The organism is Jeotgalibacillus salarius, assembly GCF_004405125.1.
GTDB classification, from domain to species: domain Bacteria; phylum Bacillota; class Bacilli; order Bacillales; family Jeotgalibacillaceae; genus Jeotgalibacillus; species Jeotgalibacillus salarius.
On record NZ_SORX01000009.1, the window covers coordinates 1 to 20395 of the forward strand.

The following is a 20395-nucleotide window of genomic DNA, read 5'->3' on the forward strand; positions in this document are numbered from 1 at the left end:
GTCCGCGGAAAGCGAAGGAATGATCCGGCACGGCTTATGAAATTCAACAACCTGAGGTTTCAGCTTTTTAGAAAATAAAAGCTGAAACCTTTTTCTTATGAGGCCTTTTCGTTATCTTCTTTTGGATCATTTTCAAATTCTTCATCGAAATGTTCCTCATGTTGGTCATCTTCATATTCATATACAATTTCCGAATTGTCACTTTCCTCATAGACTTCATTTTCATCCGGGAGCTCAAACGTTGCAATCAATCCCTGTAGCTCTTCTGCCATTCCAGTTAATGCTGAGGCAGAGGAGGTGACTTCTTCCATCGAAGCTAATGTCTGCTGTGCAGCGGCGCTGACACTGGCAGAGTGATCATTTGTATCCTTTGCAATACCAGTCATACTGCCAACTGTATCTGTCACTTCGTCTGACTTTGCAGCGATGGACTGTGCAGTTTCATTCATCTGCTCAATCTGTGTGGTCATCTGCTCTACGGAACCTACGATCAGCTGGAACTTCTCTCTTGTTTCCTGTGCAGAAGTAATTCCACGTTCAACTTCTGCTTTTACAACGTTCATGGTTTCAACAGAACGAGAAGAGTCTTTTTGCATTTCCGAGATCAGATCATTAATTTTATGTGTGGACCCTGCAGATTGTTCAGCAAGCTTTCTGACTTCATCTGCAACCACGGCAAAACCTTTTCCGTGTTCACCGGCACGTGCAGCTTCAATCGCAGCATTCAGTGCTAACAGGTTTGTCTGATCCGCAATCCCTCTGATCACTTCTAAAATAGAGCCGATTTCATCAGTACGGGAAGACAGGTTTTGAATTGCCTGATCCGACTCGCCGACACGCTGATTAATTGATTCCATATTATTCACTGTTTTTTCTACTAATGCGCCCCCATCATTGGCATGAGAGAGGGACTCGTTTGAATAGCCTTCAATGACATTGGCACTCTCAGCGATTGCCTGAATCCCAGTCGTCACATTACGCAGTGATTCAACACTGCGGCCGGCAGCTGAAACCTGGTCTTCAGAACCGCGTGAAATTTCTTCGATAGAACCTGCAGTCTGCTCCGTTGCTTTAGATGTCTGTTCTGCGTTAGCTGAAAGTTCTTCAGAGGAAGCAGCTACCTGAGCGGAATTTAGTGAGATTTTTTGAATCAGATTTTTCAAATTATCCTGCATGGCATTAAAAGAATGCTGCAGCTTCGCAATTTCATCGTTCCCTTTAACAGATATCGGCTGTTCTCTTAAGTCTCCGGCTGCAACACGCTCTGCCATTGCAGTCATAGATTTCAGCGGTTTTGTAATTCGGGATGTAAGAATGATACCCATTAAAATCGCGATGATAAATGCTGCTCCCATGATGACTGCAGAAAGTGTCCGTGCTTGAGCAATTGCCGCATTCGATTCTTCTAGCGTAGTCGTAATTTCTCCATTAATTGCAGTGATCATTTCATTCGCTTCATCTGCAAGCTGATTAGCTAAAGGAGTCATTGATCCTGTTGCTCTTGCTCGTGCTATATCAGGATTAGATTCAAAAAGTGGAAGGAGGCCTTCACCAATTGTTAGCATCTCTGCATTTTTTTCTGTAATGGATGCCAGCAGCTGTGAGGAAGAATCTCCAGAAATCAGTGTTTCGATTCTTTCTCCAAGTACTGCTGTTTCTTCATTTAACTCATAAAAGCGGTCCAGATAGATCGTTTGAGAGGATAATAAATAACCTCTGTATGTACTATTTTGTTCATGAACTGTACTCTCGAGCTCCAAAATGGCTGCCCTGGCTTCAAATAATGACTCAGTAACTTCTTCAAATGTCTGGCTCATTTCCCGCATATTCATATAAGAATAAACGCCGGATGCTGCGAAAATCAGCGCAACGATCAGAAATGCAGAAACCAGCTTTTGACCTACAGACCCTTTCATCATGTCATCCTTCCTCCATGTATATATAGGTATAAAGTAATAATCATTTCATCCTCATATTATGGGAATATTTATTTCGAGTCAAGAAAATATTTTGACGATTCTTAAATTTCTAATAGAGTTATCTTGAAAAAAATTTTTCAAATAGCAAAAAAGCAGGTACCCCAATGAAGGGGATACCTGCTTCAAGCGTTACGATTAATTTTTTTCAAGGGCTTCCTGCCATCGTGAACTGCAGAAAGATTTGATTGCCTGAATTTCTTCATCTTCAAGCTCAAAGTCTAATGCATCACCATCACTGGTTTTGATCAAATCATATTTCAGCAGTTGTTCTTCGCCGTCCTCAACTTTGTAAAGCGCCTTAATGCTAACGCCGCCATCCTGATAGAGTTCATCGTCCTCTTCAACTTCTACTTCAAGCATAAATTCGAAACGATCTCCTGTAAGAATACCAAATGAGTCATTTATTTTTTCAACTGTGTAAGATTTAATGTCCATATACAACTCCACCTTTCAAGTATGATTGTTTCAGTATACAACAAAGTGGCTATTGTATGTACCAGAGGCAAAAAAGGAGGCAGTTTAATATGAAATTAAAAGATAAGAAAATAATTGCTTTAGTAAGTGATGACTTTGAAGATTTAGAACTATGGGTCCCGGTGATGAGATTGCGTGGGGAAGGAGCCGTTGTTCATATTGTTGGAGAGAAAAATGGTGAGGTATACAAAGGAAAATATGGTGTGCCCGCACAAAGCGACTATGCATTCAATGAAATCAATGTAAGTGAATATGATGGAATTCTTGTGCCAGGCGGGTGGTCACCAGATAAGTTAAGACGTTATAAAGAAGTGATTGACATGGTTCAGTATATGGACCAGCATAAAAAAGTGATCGGCCAGATCTGCCATGCAGGATGGGTACTGATCTCAGCAGGGATATTGGAAGGACGAAACGTCACAAGCACACCTGGTATTAAAGATGATATGACCAACGCTGGTGCGATCTGGCATGATGAGGCAGTAGTAACTGACGGTCACATTATTTCAAGCAGAAGACCGCCTGATTTACCGGCATATGGCAATGCATTGGTTGAGGCATTCAGTTTGTAAATAGCTGTTTGCTTATATAATCAGCATGTTGCCATATAATAGTTTTAAGAGATGAATTGCCCGCAATGTCAAAATTTTTAGCATTGCGGGCAGTCTTTATGTTGATTGGTGAGAATTCTTCAACAGGTATCCAACATTCATTCCGGTCAATTTACATTCGCTCTGAATGATCATGATCAAGTCTTCACAAGCACCTTCAATGACACTTTTTGTTATAATTAATTTACCGCACGAATTGAAGGAGTGAGCTTGTGGATTTTACGGTAGACGGTTTAATTTTTCTTATGGCTGCCATGCTGATCATCGGGGTAGCTGCTACAAAATTCTCTTCACGTTTAGGAATGCCCTCGCTAGTTCTGTTCTTAATCGCTGGTATGTTACTCAGCGAAGTTATCTACTTTGAAAACACCGAATTTGTTCAGCTCGTTGGAATATTAGCGTTAATTATTATCTTGTTTGAAGGGGGAACGCAAACCAGATGGCAAAGTATTAGACCGGTGCTTGGAGCGTCAACTTCACTTGCAACATTTGGTGTCGTGATCACTTCAGGTATTGTGGGTCTTGCGGCTGTCTGGATTCTCGATTTAACCTGGCTTGAAGGCCTGCTGCTCGGTGCCATTGTAGGTTCCACAGATGCGGCAGCAGTATTTTCTGTCCTGGGTACTAAAAATATTAAAGCCAAGTTGACTTCCACGCTTGAAGCAGAGTCTGGAACCAATGATCCAATGGCTGTATTTTTAACTGTCATGTTTATCGAACTCATTCAAATTCCCGAAACAGGAACCTGGTCATTGATAGGTGCTTTCATCATGCAAATGTCTGTTGGGCTAGCGGCCGGACTGATTCTTGGCAGGCTGACAGTGTTCACAATTTCGAGAATAAACCTTGATGCTTCAGGACTCTATCCTGTACTTGCGCTGTCATTCGCTATTTTTACATATGCCAGTACAACTTTTATGAATGGAAGCGGCCTGTTGGCAGTTTACGTAATGGCCGTTGTTGTAGGGAACTACGAAATACCATACCGCCATTCGATATTACGATTTAATGAAGGTTTTGCATGGATGATGCAGATTGTAATGTTCATCATGCTTGGGCTGCTCGTCTTCCCTAATCAGCTTCTCGAAAATATATGGCAGGGAATCGTGCTGTCGCTCATTTTAATGCTGGTTGCACGGCCTGTTGGCGTATTTTTGAGTATGCTTGGCATGAGGTATAACGGTAAAGAAAAAATATTTGTTTCCTGGGCAGGTTTAAAAGGAGCAGTTCCAATCGTATTAGCTACTTATCCAATCGTAGCCGGGATAGATAACGCTATGCTTATATTTAATACGGTATTTTTCGTTGTGCTTACTTCTGCACTTATCCAAGGCGGAACGCTTTCATGGCTGGGTAACAGACTGGGGCTTGCCGGAGAAGAGAAACCGGCAAGTCCATACAGCCTTGAACTTGTTGCTCTTGGAAAAACTGAATCTGAAATGATTGAACTGACAATACCTAAAGATGCTGTTGTGGCCGGGATGAAGCTGGCGGATATTACGCTGCCGAAATACACGCTGATTACGGCAGTGATCAGAAAAGAAAAAATCCTGACTCCAACTGGCGTAACAAGGCTAAAAGAAGGAGACACACTTTACGTTCTAACAAAAAAGAAAACCCGTGACCTTGTAAAGATCCGTTTTTATCAAAAGAGCTGGAAAGAAGAGCAGGATGAAGAGAGAAATACAGTTAAAGCAAAAAAGTCAGGCTCAAAAGCCTGACTTTTTTTGCTTCAGAGAAAGTAGGTCTTTTGACGCGAATGCGACAATTCGGATGCTGAAACCGACAACTTGCTGCTATTAACTGATGAAAACGGACGCCGAACTGACAAAACTCCTTCCAGTACCCACAAATTCCGATTCACAGCTCACATTCATGATCATCCAGCATTCGCAAACGTAAATCTCTCTGAAAACTCTTAAAATTGTGGTAAAGTACGAGTATGTATTTCGAGTCTCAAATGTTTTGGAAGGAAGAATGTGTATGACAAAAATCACTTCGTTTTTAACACCATATAAAATCGCTATCATGATTGCCCTTTTATTAATGCTGACTGAACTGGCAGTTGAGCTCGTTCAGCCTCTTATTATTTCGTACATTATTGATCAAGGAATTCAGCAGAATAATTTATCGGCTGTGCTGATGTGGGGAGCCGTGCTTGTCGGATGCTCGCTGGCTGCATTTGCAGCGGGTGTAACGAACTCGTTTTACTCTTCTCACGTCAGCCAGAGTTTTGGGTTTGATATTAGAGAAGCGCTATACAAAAAAGTGCAGGAATTTTCGTTCTCCAACTTTAGTGTATTTCCGACTTCTTCATTGATCACCCGTCTGACAAACGATGTAACGATGCTGCAGAATACTGTGTTTATGAGCTTGAGAATTATGATGCGTGCTCCGCTTTTAGTGATCGGAAGTGTCATTATGGCACTGCTTGTTAATCCGATGCTTGCACTCGTGCTTGTCATTTCTGTACCGGTTCTCATTTTATTTTTGCTAGTCATTATGAGTAAAGCGGGAAATTTATTTAAGTCTGTTCAGGAACGTCTTGATCATGTAAATAACGTAATGCAGGAAAACCTGATTGGTATTCGACTGATTAAAGCTTTTCTGAGAGGTAAGCATGAGATGAAAAGATTTCATCAGTCGAGTGAGCAGTTGATGGATAAAACGGTTTCAGCACTGCGCCTGATAGAAGTAACAATGCCTGTGATTCTATTATTAATGAATTTAAGTATTCTTGTGATTCTCTGGTATGGAACAGTGGAAGTTAATACCGGGGGAGCAAGTGTAGGTGAGGTTGTAGCGATTGTGAATTATGCGACCAGAATGACTGGTGCGCTGTCTATCGTTACGATGATTATTATGGTTTTTTCAAGGGCAAAAGCGTCAAATGCACGTATCAGTGAAGTGTTAAATACCGACGTTGACCTTTATGATCAGGAGTCCAGTAAAAGTTTTATGATTAAAAAAGGTGAAGTAGCTTTTGAACATGTCAGTTTTACATATCCGGAAACGTCTGTGAAAGTGCTGGATGATCTTTCATTTACAGTAAAAGCAGGTGAAAGAGTCTCGGTGCTGGGCGGAACAGGTTCAGGTAAGTCAACGATTTTTCAGCTTATACCTAGGCTGTATGATGTGAATGAAGGAGCTGTAAAAATTGATGATCAGAGTGTCCATGAGATGACACTGAAAAATTTACGCAGCCAAATCGGATTCGTCCCACAGGAAGCCATGCTGTTTACAGGAACGATTCAGGAGAATATTAAATGGGGAAATGAACAAGCAACGTTTGAAGAAGTGCAGGAAGCAGCTCAGCGCGCACAAATTCATGACACAATCATGAGCCTGCCGAAACAATATGACACAATCCTCGGACAAAAAGGGGTTAATCTCTCAGGCGGACAAAAGCAGCGTCTGTCAATTGCCAGGGCACTCGTTAAAAAACCGGTCATCCTCTTGCTGGATGACAGTACGAGTGCATTGGATATGAAAACAGAAACAAAACTCCTCAATGCGCTTGAAGAGTTGTCCTGTACGACTATTATGATTACACAAAAAATCAGTACAACAATGGCTTCTGATAGGGTGCTATTGATTGAAGATGGAAAACTGCTTGATGAAGGCAGTCATGAAGAGCTCGTGAAAACGTCTGATCTTTACAGAAAAATCGTTGAATCACAGGCAGGAAAGGAGGCTTTGCCATATGCTGAATGAAATTAAACGCCCTTTTCGCTATAAAAGAAGAACACTTGAAGAATTGGATGAATCAGCTGCCGGGACAAAAAAACGTAAAGCAGATGATTTTGCAGGTACTGTGAAAAAGATCTGGCGCTATCTGTCTATGAATAAAGGAAAGCTTTATCTTGTGTTACTTATGGTTTTCATCAGTTCGGCTATGGCATTGCTTGGTCCATTTCTTGTCGGAATGGCGATAGACGATTATATAGTGAATGGTGATGCAGATGGATTGATCCAGCTGATCTGGCTGCTTGCTGTTGTTTATATTATTTATTCACTCTCGATGTGGTTTCAGGCGATGTGGATGGTCAGAATCGCTCAGCAGACAGTTTTTACGATGCGTACACAGCTTTTTAATCACTTGCAAAAGCTCCCTATCCCTTTCTTTGATAAAAGGCAGCATGGTGAACTGATGAGCCGTGTGACGAATGATATGGAAAATGTCAGTTCAACGTTAAACAGTTCGGTCATCCAGATCGTTTCAAGTGTGCTGACGCTGGTCGGGACGGTTGGAGTTATGCTTTACTTAAGCCCGCTTCTGACATTGATTACAGTCCTTGTTATTCCAGCAATGGTACTTGGTTTGAAGTGGATTACAAAGAGAACTGGCAGGCTGTTTAAAGAACAGCAGCGTAACCTCGGAGAACTGAATGGTTACATACAGGAAACACTGTCAGGCCAAAGAATTATTAAAACATTCTCTCAGGAAGACCGGGTTATTCACCAATTTGAAGAGAAGAATGAAAAGCTGAGACTGGCAGGTTTCTGGGCACAAACATTTTCAGGATTTATCCCGAAGCTGATGAACTTTTTGAATAACCTGAGCTTTGCAGTGATCGCGCTGGTCGGGGGCGTACTTGCATTGAATGGCCAAGTTACCATTGGTGTTATCGTTATTTTTGTGGAGTATTCACGCCAGTTCACGAGACCGCTGAATGATTTGGCTAATCAGTTCAATACGCTATTATCAGCAGTCGCTGGTGCAGAGCGGGTATTTGACATTATGAGCGAAAGTGAAGAAAGAAAAGATGAGAAGGATGCGAAAGAGCTTGAAACGCTTGAGGGCCATGTTGCATTTAAAAATGTTTCTTTCTCATATGAAGAGGATGAGATGATTCTCCGTGATATCTCATTTGCGGCATCTCCCGGTGAAACGATCGCGCTGGTCGGACCAACCGGTGCCGGCAAGACCACGATTATTAATTTGCTGTCCCGCTTTTATAATCCAACGGGCGGTAAAGTGTACATTGATGGCACAGACCTCACAAAAATAAAGCGTTCAAGCCTGAGAAGTCACATGGCATTTGTGTTGCAGGATTCAATTCTCTTTCAGGGAACGATTCGTGAAAATATTCGCTACGGCCGGTTAAATGCGTCGGATCAGGAAGTTGAAAAAGCAGCTGACATGGCGAATGCGGGAAGTTTTATAAATAAAATGCCTGACGGTTATGACACGGTTCTGAAAGCGGACGGTGAAGGAATCAGTCAGGGACAGAGACAGCTGCTTGCTATTGCGAGAGCGATGCTCGCAGATCCTGATTTGCTGATTTTGGATGAAGCGACCTCAAGTATTGATACAGTGACGGAAATTAAAATTCAGGAAGCACTTGAAGTACTCATGAAGGGAAGAACAAGTTTTGTAATCGCCCACAGACTGAATACAATTCAGAGTGCTGATCAGATTCTGGTATTAAATAATGGACAGCTGATAGAACAGGGTAATCATGAAGAGTTGCTGCAGCAAAATGGTTTTTATGCAGATCTTCAGCGAGGTCAGCTGAAGGAACAGCTCCTTGGTTAATAAAAATATGAGGCAAAGCCGGCAGCCCCGGCTTTGCCTCATATTATGTGTTACAGATGCAGGAGTTTCAGTTAATGAAGAGGCTGCCAGTCTGTTGTCATATTATCTTCGTCAAAGTAGATCACAACATCTGATACATCCTTTTGTGCATAAATTAGCAATGAAAGACGATCCCGTATATCATCTGCTTCTGCAACCGTTAAAGTATGATCAACTTCCAGGCTGGTCTCAACGTGCAGACTTTCTCCTTCTTTCACCACATTCAGGCTCTTAATATCCTTCACGTTTTCATCTTTTAAAATAATTTTACTGATGTGCGCACGCATTTCTTCATCAGTTTCACCAATGGCACCACGTGCATTTTCAAGGAAAACACGTCCAACTACATAAAACATCATTAAACCAATCATCACTGAAGCAATGCCTTCAGCTTTGTGAAAGCCGGTAACATAAGAGATCAAAACAGCTATAATTGCTAAAATGCCTCCACTGGTAGCAACAAAATCCTCCATATAAACCAGCTTAGTCGCCGGTTTTGCCTGATTCAAGTGTGTAAAGCTTTTGGTAAAGACACTGACTCCTTTACCCTCGGCCCCGACTTCGTGTAGTATCTCTTTACCGGCTTTATAGAATACGAACAGTTCAAGGACGACACTAATGGCCAGAACGCCGAGTACAATTGCGATACCGGATGTCTCAACCGGGTGAAGAAAATGGTGAATACCTTCTTTTATGGTTTCATAGGACAACACTCCGACGATCAGGACTGCACCGAGGCAGACAAGATTAACAACCCGTCCGAATCCATTAGGGAATCGTGGTGTTGGTGCTTTCTTTGACAGCGCAGACCCGATAAAAACAAAAAACTGATTGGCAGCATCACCGAAGGAGTGCATCATTTCTGCAAACATTGCCACATTTCCTGTGATTAAATAAGCCCCCATTTTAAGTAATGCAATAAAAGTATTTACGATTGCAGCAAGCAGCGAAGGCTTATTTCCGCCTTTTAGCAGTTTAAACATTTTAAGTTCTCCTTTCATTGTCAGCTTTCCATCTATATTCCCCAATTCTTGTGATTTTCTCCAACCTGCGTAAATTTAATGAAAATGGTACAATAAGAAGCAATGAGATGAACGGAGAGTGGATACGATGCTAGAGAAAACACTGACTAAATGGAATGAATCCGGATTTGAAAAAATGACAGCTGTCCAGGAGAAAGTAATTCCGCTAATGATGACTGGTAAAGACGTGATTGCGGAGTCCCCAACAGGTACTGGAAAGACACTTTCATATGTATTGCCTTTAATTGAAAATCTAAAAGCTGATCAGAAGCTGCCACAGGCACTAATTCTCGCGCCTTCAAAGGAGCTTTCAATGCAAATTCTTGATGTATTGCAGGTATGGGGAAAAGAGGCAGGGCTGAAATCAGCATCAATCATTGGTGGTGCCAACCCGAAAAGACAGCTTGAAAAATTAAAGAAACAGCCGCACGTAATCGTAGGTACACCAGGACGTATCCTGGAACTGATTCGTCAAAAGAAATTGAAAACGCATGAAATCAGAACAGTGATTCTTGATGAAGCAGACCAGCTGCTTTTACCTGAACATAAAGAATCAATCGGAGAGATTATTAAAAGCACACTTGCAGATCAGAGGCAGCTGGCAATGTTCTCAGCAACACTGTCGGCAGATGTCATTCAGGATGGTCAGGGAATCATGAAGACGCCTGAAGTCATTAAAGTTGGACGTGAGGATATTAACCTTGGTGACGTACGCCATCAGTATATGGTGTGTGAAAACCGTGAAAAAATAGATATGATCAGAAGAATGGTCCGTATGGATGCAATGAAACATGAAAAATCGCTTGCCTTTATGCAGGAAGTGCTTGAAGTCATGACAGCAGCGGAAAAACTGAACTATAAAAACCTGGAGATTGCTGTACTGCACAGCGATCTGACAAAAGAACAAAGAGCCACTTCTATGCGTAAATTCCGAAAAGGCGAGCTGCCGTTACTTTTAGCAACTGATCTGGCAACGAGAGGCCTTGATATTGAAGAAGTGACTTATGTGATACACATGGATGCTGCAGAATCACTCGATCAATATATCCACCGTTCAGGCAGAACTGGCAGAGCAGGAGCAAAAGGTACAGTATTATCATTTGTCACACCTGGTGAAGTAAAGAAAATCAAGCGTTATACGAAGGAATTGGGCGTTGAACTTGAAGAAGTAACGATGTATCGGGGAGACTGGGAAACAGTGACACCTGTATCCTGAAAGTGGAATAGTTGACTTTCTATAGTAAAAACATGAGAATTTGTTTATAATTTGGACGCACTAATGAGCAGGGAGTGATCGATAAATGGAGACAGTGACGCATTTTACTCATGTACTTCTTGATGGTGATCAGGAAAAGGCATGGGAATATGTTGTGAATGAAGTAGAAAATGGCACGTCTACTGAAGATATTTTTTATCAGCTCCTGACGCCGGCAATGGTTGAAATCGGAAAGAAGTGGCAGGAAAATGAAATAACAGTTGCAGATGAGCATCTGGCAACAACTACCTGTGATTTTACACTTGCCCGCTATAAACATGAGATTATCCTGCCGCGTATGAAAAACACGCCGACTGACCAGGGAAAAGCATTATTTTTCTGTGTTGAACAGGAAGAACATGACCTGGGCATCCGGATGATTGCGCAAATCTTTGAAGAAAGCGGTTATGAAGTCCGCTTAATGGGAGCAAACCTGCCCGTGGAATTCGTCCTGACGATGGCAGTTAACTGGAAGCCGGATATTATTGGTATGTCAGCGAGTATGCTGAGACAGGGAGAAAAAGTACCCTCCTATATTCAGCGGCTGATGGAGCGATTTGAAGATATTGAACTATTAATCGGAGGCCGTTTTTTATCGCTTCCTGATCAGCTTTTAGATAAAGCTGATGATTCAAAAGTGACGATGATTCAAGAAGGAAGCGAGCTGTCAGCGTGGATTTCTAATCGCGCTAAAGGAGGAAAATAAAAGTTGATCCACCTTGATGCCATGCCTATGCCGATGGTGATCATTGATCATTCTTTGAATATTATAGAAGCCTCTGGAAAAGCTGAGAAATTGTTCGGCAGATCGGCTTCATTTCTAAACTGGGTTGATCATGAGAGCAAAGATAAAGCTGTCAGGTTTATGCAGCATAAGCATGTAGAAAAATTAGAACTGAATTTAGTCACTGCAGAAGGTGTTATCTCGTTATTTACTGTTTTTATCAACTGGGATAAAAACACGGCAGCTGTTGTTCTTCAGCTGGAAGATCAATTAATTGTGCAACTGATGAATAAAGTGAAAGAACACCAGCGTCGTCTGGAAGAAAGTGATATGGAACTCATTTTAAAAAAGAATGAATTGGAAGTTTCATTTGGCCGTATCAGTGAATTGAGTACTGCAGCCATTCATTTAACGGATGAGGTCGTATTGATCCCTATTTTTGGAGATTTGTCTGTATCGCTCATTCATTATAATCAGGAACGTATTTTAAACAACATTTATTCACAGAATATAGATGAAGTCATTATTGATCTGCAATCTGTTGGCCGTATGGACGAAGCAGGTGTAGAAGAATTAATGAAAATGATTCAAAGCTTTTCTCTTTTTGGGGCAGAGTGTACAATTACCGGTGTGAAACCGGAACATGCGCCTTTTCTTAATCAATTTAAAACAATTAAAAAGCTTACATTTATTAATAATCTTGAAGATAAGGTTGCCCGCATCATTTGCTAAAGGACAAGTAAAGAAAGAAGGATTGACATGAACAAACAATTTGCAGTACTCGGACTTGGCAGCTTCGGAGGACACCTGGTTGAAGAGTTTCATGCAATCGGTGCAGAAGTGTTTGCGATGGACCGTAATGAAGAGTTAGTAGATAAGTACTTCGATATTGCGACGCATGTCATCCATGGAGATGCACAGGATGAACAGCTCCTGGTTCAGGCCGGTATCAGAAACTTTGATCTGGTTGTTGTATCATTCGGTGAAAACATTGAAGCCAGTATACTTACAACCATTATTTTGACTGATCTCGGTGTAAAAGAAATCTGGGTTAAAGCATCAAGTCTTTATCATCAAAAAGTACTGGAGAAAATTGGTGCTACACGAGTGATACGTCCTGAAAAAGATATGGCCCGTCGTATTGCACATAGGCTGGCTTCAAAACACTTTATCGATTATGTAGAGTTAACTGAAGAACATTCGATGGTTGAAATTAAAGCCACACCGAGAATTATTGGCAAAACGATTGCAGCGCTGAATGTTAGAAACCGTTTTGGCTGTAACATTGTGGGCATATACAGAAGTCATGATATGATCGTGTCACCGAGCGGAGAAGATCGTATTGAAAAAGAGGATGTCCTGATCGTGATTGGTGAGAACAGAAAGCTGCACCGGTTTGAGAAGCAGGGTGTCTGATCAAATCAGGTTAATAGCGGGAAAATCCAGATCTCTATGAAGAGGATCTGGATTTTTTGAATCGTTTTCCTGAAATTTCATCTGCTGTAATCAGGTCACTCGGGCAAGGCTTTAATAATTGTTGAAGGGAGGCTTTGCTTTCGTCCGGATTGAGCCATTGATCGAACGAAGAACGTTCAAGAATGACTGGCATCCGGTTATGAATATCAGACATCAGCTCATTCGGTTCAGTAGTTAAAATCGTACAGCTTCTGATCAACTCTTCACCATTTCTCCAGGATTCCCAAAGCCCGGCAAATGTAAGAGGGTCACCATCTTGCCTTGTTATTTCAAATGGCTGTTTAGTCTCCCCTGTTTTTTTCCACTCATAGAAAGAAGTTGCCGGAATGAGGCAGCGCTTCGATTTGAATGCCTCTCTAAAGCTGGGTTTTTCAGATACCGTTTCTGAACGTGCATTGAACGTTTTAAAACCGATCTTATCATCCTTAGCAAATGGAGGAATTAATCCCCACCTGAAAGTGGCAGGATAACGTTTACCATTCAGTTGTACGACAGCAGCGGCATGCTGACTGGGTGCCAGATTCTGATTAGGTGTATATCCGAAATCATCACGCATTTCAAATTGATAGTAAGCTTGCAGATCAATCATTGCTTCTACTAAAGAAAACCTTCCGCACATGAAACATCTCTCCTTTAAAGAAATTGTAACAAAATATTGCGAAGATAGAGAAGATTTAAACTTATTTCCTAATAAAGGTAATCAGTTGATTTGTTTCGACTTACGAATCATAATGTTACAAGACATACATATCTAGGAGGGTATTCCAAATGAAGAAATTTTGGTTAGTATCTGCATTAGCAGCTGCACTTATGCTTGCTGCGTGCTCAGAAGATTCAACAGAGCCTGCAGAAACAGAAGAAGAAACGGCAACAGAAGAAGTAGAAACAGAAGAAACGCCAGAAACAGAGGAAGAGACGACTGAAAGCGAAGAAGAAAATTCAGAAGAACCGGCTCTTGCGCTCGTTGGCGACGAAGTAACAGCAGGCGATCTGACGATGACAGTTACTGATGCGGGGGTTACAGAGGAAATTGATGAGACAAACCGTGTATACGAAATTAATATGACTGTAACCAATAATGGTGAAGAAGAAATGTCTTTATCTACAGAAGATTTCACTTTAACTGATTTAACAGATGAGGAAAAATCAGCTTATGGTGAACCAGCAGAATGGACAATTGCTGCCGGAGAAACTGCTGAAGCTTCACTGCAATACGAATCAGCAGCAACAACTGCATTCAAACTTTTCGGCACTTTTAACGAAGAAGAAGTTGAATGGAGACTCCAGGGAATCACTTCATTAGACTGATCCGAAGATTTATAAATTTTGTTTACCATTAATATTTAGTAAAAGTATAAAATAATTAATACGGGAAAGTGACGCTTTATTTAAAGAGTCACTTTCTTTTTTAATAGCTATATTAAAGCTAATTGTTTTTTTAGCACAGCTGGTGATTGAAGCGGAAGGGGACGACTCCAGCAGGAGAAATCGGACAGGTAAGACCCCGCAGGCGCTTGCGCCGTGGAGGCTTGATTGAACCGGAGCCAAAAGACGGCTCATGCGGAAAGCGTTCCCCTGGAGCGGAAATCAACAGCCAACTTTTTAGCAACATTTTAAAAGCCTCACTATTGACATAACGGTCTTTCTTCTTGTAAAGTTGTCATAATTAATTGAATAGCGTGGATTCTTATCATGAGAGGCGGAGGGAACAGGCCCGTTGAAACCTCAGCAACCTTCACATATGTGAAAAGGTGCTAAATCCATCCTGCAACATGCAGGGAAGATGAGAAGCTTAGATACTTAAAGCCTTCTTATTTATTCCTTAAGAAGGCTTTTTTGTATAGACAAGAATCCATAAGCATACAGGAAGGGTGAAAAAATGAATTTACTGGAAGAAATGAAAAATAGAATTCTGATTGGTGATGGCGCAATGGGTACCCTCCTGTATTCATATGGTTCTGACCAGTGCTTCGAAGAACTGAATTTGTCACAGCCAAATCACATTCAGCAAATTCATCAGGCTTATATTGAAGCAGGTGCAGATGTCATACAGACAAATACTTATGGTGCAAACTATCATAAGCTCGAACGCTATGGACTGGAAGAGAAAGTAAAAGAAATCAATACCGCTGCTGTTAAAAATGCAAAAGCAGCTGCCGGAGAACATACATTTATACTCGGTACGATCGGCGGAATCAGAAGCTTTCGTCCTCAGTCGATCGATATAACTGAAATTAAGCGAACATTCAGAGAGCAGCTTTATTGTTTACTCTTAGAAGGAGTAGATGGTCTGCTATTCGAAACATATTACGATTTTGAAGAGCTGGCAGCAGTGATTGAGATTGCCAGAAAAGAAACGGACCTTCCGATTGTTGCTCATATTTCAGTACAGGATCCTGATGTGATGCAAAGCGGTAAGCCTGTTGCTGAAGCACTTCTTGAGCTCGAACAGCTTGGAGCAGATGTGGTAGGTCTGAATTGCAGACAGGGCCCTTTCCATATGATCAAGTCACTGGAGCAGGTTCCGCTGCCGAAAAAAGCTTACTTATCGTGTTATCCGAACGCGAGTTTGCCTTCTTATTCAGAAGGCTCTCTTCAGTATAGTAATAATGCTGACTATTTTGGTGAAGTCGCCCCTGCATTCAGAGAACAGGGAGTAAGGCTCCTTGGAGGCTGCTGCGGTACGACACCTGACCACGTCAGATCATTCAGTCAGGCATTAAAAGGACTAACACCTGTCACAGAAAAAAAAGTGGAGAAAGCGGAAAAGATTATTCTGCGATCACACCAGAAGGATCTGCCTGAACCACTCACTGACATTGTAAGAGCCAGAAAATCAGTGATCGTTGAATTAGATCCACCTAAAAAGCTTCATACAGATAAATTTATTGAAGGTGCAAAAGCTCTCAATGCAGCCGGAGCAGATGCAGTGACACTGGCTGATAACTCACTGGCAAGCCCGCGTATTTCAAATGACTCTCTAGGGTATCTGATCAAGCAGCAGGGTGTACGTCCACTCGTTCATTTAACTTGCAGAGACCGCAATCTGATCGGTCTTCAGAGTCACCTCATGGGGCTTCATACCCTGGGACTGCACGATATTCTAGCGGTAACAGGAGATCCGACAAAGGTTGGAGATTTCCCCGGTGCGGCTTCAGTCTATGACGTCTCATCATTTGAACTGATCGAGATGATTCAGCAGCTGAATAACGGGATGTCGATGTCAGGGAAAGACCTTGGAGAAAAGGCGTCATTTACAATTGGCGCTGCATTTAACCCGAATGTCCGCAGCATAGAAAGAGCAGTACAGCGTCTTGAAAAGAAAATTACAGCTGGAGCTGATTATTTCATGAGCCAGCCTGTATTTTCAGAAGAAAAGCTAATTGAGACAGCTGACTCAGTTAAAGGTTTAGGTAAACCTGTTTACATTGGTCTAATGCCGCTGACCAGCAGTAAAAATGCAGATTTCCTTCATAATGAAGTACCCGGAATTAAACTGACTGAACAGGTAAGAGATCGTATGGCAGCCGTATCAGGTGATCGGGAAAAGTCTTATCAGGAGGGACTTGCCATTACAAAGTCATTAATTGATACAGCGCTGGATCTCTTTAACGGTATTTATCTGATCACACCATTTATGCGTTATGAAATGACAGCAGAACTAACACGCTATGCCAATGAGCAGGCGGCAAAGCGAGGAGGAAACCAACGTGCGCACATTATTCACTAAACAACTGGAAAAAAGAATTCTTATTATGGATGGTGCGATGGGTACCATGCTTCAGGATGCAAATCTTTCAGCAGAAGACTTTGGCGGAGAAGAACTCGAAGGATGTAATGAAAACCTGAACCGCACCCGTCCGGACGTTCTTGAAAAGATACATGATGCATACTTCGAAGCCGGTGCAGACATTGTGGAGACCAACACGTTTGGCAGCATGAGTGTCGTGTTAGAAGAGTATGATATTGCGTCTGAAGCTTATGAGCTTTCACGACTCGGAGCTGAGATTGCTAAAAAATCAGCACAAAAATGGTCTACAGTAGAGTATCCGCGTTTTGTGGCGGGTTCAATGGGACCGACAACAAAAACATTAAGCGTCACGGGCGGAGCTACATTCGAACAGCTGAAAGATTCATATGCTGAACAGGCAAGAGGCCTGATTGATGGTGGCGCAGATTTGCTGCTAATTGAAACGAGTCAGGATTTATTAAATGTAAAAAGTGCCTTCCTTGGCATTCAGGACGCTTTTCAAAAGACAGGCAAAGAGTTGCCAATGATGATTTCCGGAACGATTGAGCCGATGGGCACGACGCTTGCGGGTCAGACCATTGATTCGTTCTATATTAGTGTCGAGCATATGAATCCTGTATCAGTAGGATTGAACTGTGCAACAGGCCCTGAATTCATGCAGGACCACATCCGTTCACTTGCTGAAATCAATCAGTCTTTCGTCAGCTGTTATCCAAATGCCGGCCTCCCTGATGAAGAAGGTATTTATCACGAAACACCTGAAACGTTAGCGAAAAAGCTGAGCGGTTTTGCTGAAAAAGGCTGGCTGAATATTGTGGGCGGATGCTGTGGTACAACGCCGGATCATATCCGTGCAATCGCGGCAGAAATGAAAAAGTATAAGCCACGCAGCTATAAGCCGAAAAAGGAACATACTGTGTCAGGCATTGAACCGCTGATCTATGATGATCCATCAATGCGGCCGCTAATGATCGGAGAACGTACAAATGTGATCGGATCTAGAAAGTTCAAGCGTCTGATTGCAGAAGGAAAGATTGAAGAAGCATCAGAAATTGCGCGTGCCCAGGTGAAAAAAGGAGCACATGTGATTGATATCTGTCTTGCTGATCCTGATCGTGAAGAAGAAGCTGATATGGAAGTCTTTATGCAGGAAGTTGTAAAGAAAGTGAAAGTTCCGCTTGTAATAGATTCCACAGATGAAAAAGTGATTGAAGTGGCATTACGCTATTCACAAGGGAAATCAATCATTAACTCAATCAACCTTGAAGATGGACTTGAACGGTTTGATGCAGTTGTTCCACTTGCAAAGCAATATGGTGCTGCGCTTGTCGTCGGCACAATTGATGAAAAAGGAATGGGCGTTACAGCTGAAAGAAAGCTCGAAATTGCAAAACGCTCTTATGAGATCTTAACAAAAGATTATGGTGTGGATCCGACAGACATTATTTTTGATCCGCTTGTCTTTCCGGTAGGAACTGGTGATGAACAATATATTGGGTCTGCCAATGCAACCGTTGAAGGCATTAAACTCATTAAAGAAGCTTTTCCGGCAGTGCAGACCGTCCTTGGGGTCAGTAACGTATCATTCGGCCTGCCACCAGTAGGACGTGAAGTATTAAACGCCGTATATCTCTATCACTGTACACTTGCAGGGTTAGATTATGCCATCGTAAACACAGAAAAACTTGAGCGCTTTGCTTCGATCAACCCTGAAGAAGTAGAAATGGCTGAAAAGCTTTTGTTTGATACAACAGATGAAAATTTAGCAGAATTTACTGCTTTCTATCGCGGTAAAAAGAAAGAAACATTATCTGACCTACCTGATATGACGCTTGAAGAAAGACTTTCTTATTATGTAGTAGAAGGGACAAAAGAGGGATTACTGCCTGACCTTGAGCAGGCTTTAAAAGAGTATGATGAACCCTTATCGATCATTAACGGCCCTCTAATGACAGGCATGAAGGAAGTTGGCCGGCTGTTCAATGACAATCAGCTGATCGTTGCTGAGGTATTACAAAGTGCCGAAGTGATGAAAGCAGCCGTTGCATTTCTTGAACCGCATATGGAAGCATCTGATGAATCTTCTTCTAAAGGAAAAGTCATACTTGCTACAGTTAAAGGGGATGTCCATGATATCGGCAAGAACCTCGTAGAAATTATTTTAAGTAATAACGGCTACGATGTTGTCGATCTCGGTATTAAGGTAACGCCTCCAGTGTTAATTGAAGCAATTGAACGTGAAAAGCCGGATATCGTCGGTTTATCAGGACTGCTTGTAAAATCAGCTCAACAGATGGTGATTACAGCAGGTGATATGCGTGAAAAAGGGCTAGATGTTCCGATTCTGGTTGGTGGCGCAGCTTTGTCCCGTAAATTTGTAGATACTAAAATCTCGAATCATTATGATGGACTTGTTTTATATGCGAAAGATGCAATGAATGGTCTCAGCCTTGCAAACCAGCTGCAGGACGAACTAGAACGTGCAAAGCTCAGTGAAGAAATCTTTGCCAAACAGGAAAAGCTGCAGTCTCAGGAGCCGCGTCCTGCGAGAGAAACGGCAGTAGGTGTATTAGAAAAAGCTCCAGTACGTGAGGCGCCTGTTTTTGTGCCGAATGATACAAAGCGCCACGTGATCAGCTCCTATTCAGTTGCGCACGTTGAAGCCTATATCAATATGCAAATGCTGCTTGGGCATCACCTGGGCGTAAAAGGAAAGATCTCCAGACTGCTTGAAGAAAAAGATGAAAAGACGTTGAAGGTTAAGTCGACAGTTGATCACCTGATTGAAGATGTGAAAAAGGAAGGATTGATCACACCAGCCGCAGTGTATCAGTTTTTCCCTGCTCAAAGTGAAGGCGATGACGTCATCATCTACCATCCCGAAACAGGTCAGGAGATTGAGCGTTTCACTTTCCCACGTCAGCCAAGATCACCATATCTCTGTTTATCAGATTATCTCCGTTCAAAAGAGAGCGGTATAATGGATTATGTCGGATTTTTCACTGTTACAGCAGGCAGGGGGATCCGAGAAAAAGCCCAGCAGTATAAAGAAGAGGGTAGATTCCTCGAAAGTCATGCACTCCAGGCACTTGCGCTTGAAACAGCTGAAGGGTTTGCAGAGCTGTTACATCAGCAAATGAGAGATCGCTGGGGCTTCCCGGATCCCGTTGACTTTACGATGCAGGAACGTTTCAGTGCAAAGTATCAGGGTCAGCGCTTTTCATTCGGCTATCCTGCATGCCCTGAGCTTGAAGATCAGGAAAAACTATTTAAGCTGATCAGTCCGGAAGATATCGGTGTTCAGCTGACGGATGGGTTTATGATGGAGCCTGAAGCGAGCGTTTCAGCGATTGTATTTGCCCATCCTGATGCGAGATATTTTAATGTGATGTAGGTATATGCCGTAGTTTTCGACATTCGATAGATGTTGTTAGCCAGTATTGGGTCATGTTCGAGTGTAAATGACCTGGGTTCACTACTTAAAGTGGAATGTTCGACGAATAACAGCTACACTTCGAAACTTAG

The 20395-nt window shown here is 42.2% G+C and carries 15 protein-coding genes and 1 riboswitch; of the genes, 11 read left to right on the forward strand and 4 right to left on the reverse strand.

The window, feature by feature from the left end; genetic code table 11:
• Nucleotides 1–95: 95 nt before the first annotated feature.
• Together E2626_RS13735 and E2626_RS13740 are read right to left on the reverse strand one after the other, a co-directional pair.
• Complete coding sequence (locus E2626_RS13735) at nt 96–1919, reverse strand: methyl-accepting chemotaxis protein (RefSeq protein ID WP_134382357.1); 1824 nt, start codon at nt 1917–1919, stop codon at nt 96–98.
• A 195-nt stretch (nt 1920–2114) separates the two neighbouring features.
• Nucleotides 2115–2414 carry a DUF6509 family protein gene (locus E2626_RS13740; protein WP_134382358.1) on the reverse strand — a complete coding sequence of 100 codons (300 nt, stop codon included), beginning with the start codon at nt 2412–2414 and terminating at the stop codon, nt 2115–2117.
• Nucleotides 2415–2503: 89 nt separating this feature from the next.
• Here E2626_RS13740 and E2626_RS13745 point away from each other — a divergent pair, with 89 nt between their 5' ends.
• The 4 genes from E2626_RS13745 to E2626_RS13760 all read left to right on the forward strand — a co-directional run bounded on the left by E2626_RS13745 (nt 2504) and on the right by E2626_RS13760 (nt 8603).
• Nucleotides 2504–3025, forward strand: coding sequence for a type 1 glutamine amidotransferase domain-containing protein (locus E2626_RS13745; RefSeq protein ID WP_134382359.1), 522 nt, complete (start codon nt 2504–2506; stop codon nt 3023–3025).
• 251 nt (nt 3026–3276) lie between these two features.
• Complete coding sequence (locus tag E2626_RS13750; RefSeq protein ID WP_134382360.1) at nt 3277–4785, forward strand: potassium/proton antiporter; 1509 nt, start codon at nt 3277–3279, stop codon at nt 4783–4785.
• 262 nt (nt 4786–5047) lie between these two features.
• Nucleotides 5048–6778, forward strand: a complete 1731-nt coding sequence (locus tag E2626_RS13755; RefSeq protein ID WP_134382361.1) for an ABC transporter ATP-binding protein — start codon at nt 5048–5050, stop codon at nt 6776–6778.
• Nucleotides 6768–8603, forward strand: a complete 1836-nt coding sequence (locus E2626_RS13760) for an ABC transporter ATP-binding protein (RefSeq protein WP_134382362.1) — start codon at nt 6768–6770, stop codon at nt 8601–8603. The genes E2626_RS13755 and E2626_RS13760 overlap by 11 nt, the downstream gene beginning before the upstream one ends.
• 71 nt (nt 8604–8674) lie before the next feature.
• Here the strand turns inward: E2626_RS13760 and E2626_RS13765 are convergent, their stop codons facing one another.
• Nucleotides 8675–9625, reverse strand: coding sequence for a cation diffusion facilitator family transporter (locus E2626_RS13765; RefSeq protein ID WP_424955138.1), 951 nt, complete (start codon nt 9623–9625; stop codon nt 8675–8677).
• A 127-nt stretch (nt 9626–9752) separates the two neighbouring features.
• On the opposite strand from E2626_RS13765, the gene E2626_RS13770 reads away from it, so the two are divergent.
• From E2626_RS13770 to E2626_RS13785, 4 genes are all read left to right on the forward strand, one after another.
• Complete coding sequence (locus E2626_RS13770; RefSeq protein WP_134382364.1) at nt 9753–10880, forward strand: DEAD/DEAH box helicase; 1128 nt, start codon at nt 9753–9755, stop codon at nt 10878–10880.
• 85 nt (nt 10881–10965) lie between these two features.
• On the forward strand, nt 10966–11625 hold the full coding sequence (locus E2626_RS13775) for a cobalamin B12-binding domain-containing protein (RefSeq protein WP_134382365.1): 660 nt from the start codon (nt 10966–10968) through the stop codon (nt 11623–11625).
• Nucleotides 11626–11628: 3 nt separating this feature from the next.
• The gene (locus tag E2626_RS13780) at nt 11629–12375 is read left to right on the forward strand and encodes an STAS domain-containing protein (protein ID WP_134382366.1); all 747 of its coding nucleotides are present in this window, start codon (nt 11629–11631) and stop codon (nt 12373–12375) included.
• Nucleotides 12376–12402: 27 nt separating this feature from the next.
• Entirely contained in the window at nt 12403–13059 is a 657-nt protein-coding gene (locus tag E2626_RS13785; protein ID WP_134382367.1) for a potassium channel family protein, read from the forward strand.
• Between the two features lie 34 nt (nt 13060–13093).
• Here E2626_RS13785 and E2626_RS13790 read toward each other — a convergent pair whose 3' ends face one another.
• The gene (locus E2626_RS13790; protein ID WP_134382368.1) at nt 13094–13738 is read right to left on the reverse strand and encodes an SOS response-associated peptidase; all 645 of its coding nucleotides are present in this window, start codon (nt 13736–13738) and stop codon (nt 13094–13096) included.
• A 149-nt stretch (nt 13739–13887) separates the two neighbouring features.
• Here E2626_RS13790 and E2626_RS13795 point away from each other — a divergent pair, with 149 nt between their 5' ends.
• From E2626_RS13795 to metH, 3 genes are all read left to right on the forward strand, one after another.
• Nucleotides 13888–14427: a DUF4352 domain-containing protein gene (locus tag E2626_RS13795; RefSeq protein WP_134382369.1), complete on the forward strand. Its 540-nt coding sequence runs from the start codon at nt 13888–13890 to the stop codon at nt 14425–14427.
• A gap of 376 nt (nt 14428–14803) precedes the next feature.
• Nucleotides 14804–14909: riboswitch (SAM riboswitch) on the forward strand.
• An 89-nt stretch (nt 14910–14998) separates the two neighbouring features.
• The gene (locus E2626_RS13800; protein WP_134382370.1) at nt 14999–16849 is read left to right on the forward strand and encodes a bifunctional homocysteine S-methyltransferase/methylenetetrahydrofolate reductase; all 1851 of its coding nucleotides are present in this window, start codon (nt 14999–15001) and stop codon (nt 16847–16849) included.
• Nucleotides 16797–20264, forward strand: coding sequence for a methionine synthase (metH, locus tag E2626_RS13805; RefSeq protein WP_208528153.1), 3468 nt, complete (start codon nt 16797–16799; stop codon nt 20262–20264). Before E2626_RS13800 ends, metH begins: the two co-directional genes overlap by 53 nt.
• Nucleotides 20265–20395 lie beyond the last annotated feature (131 nt).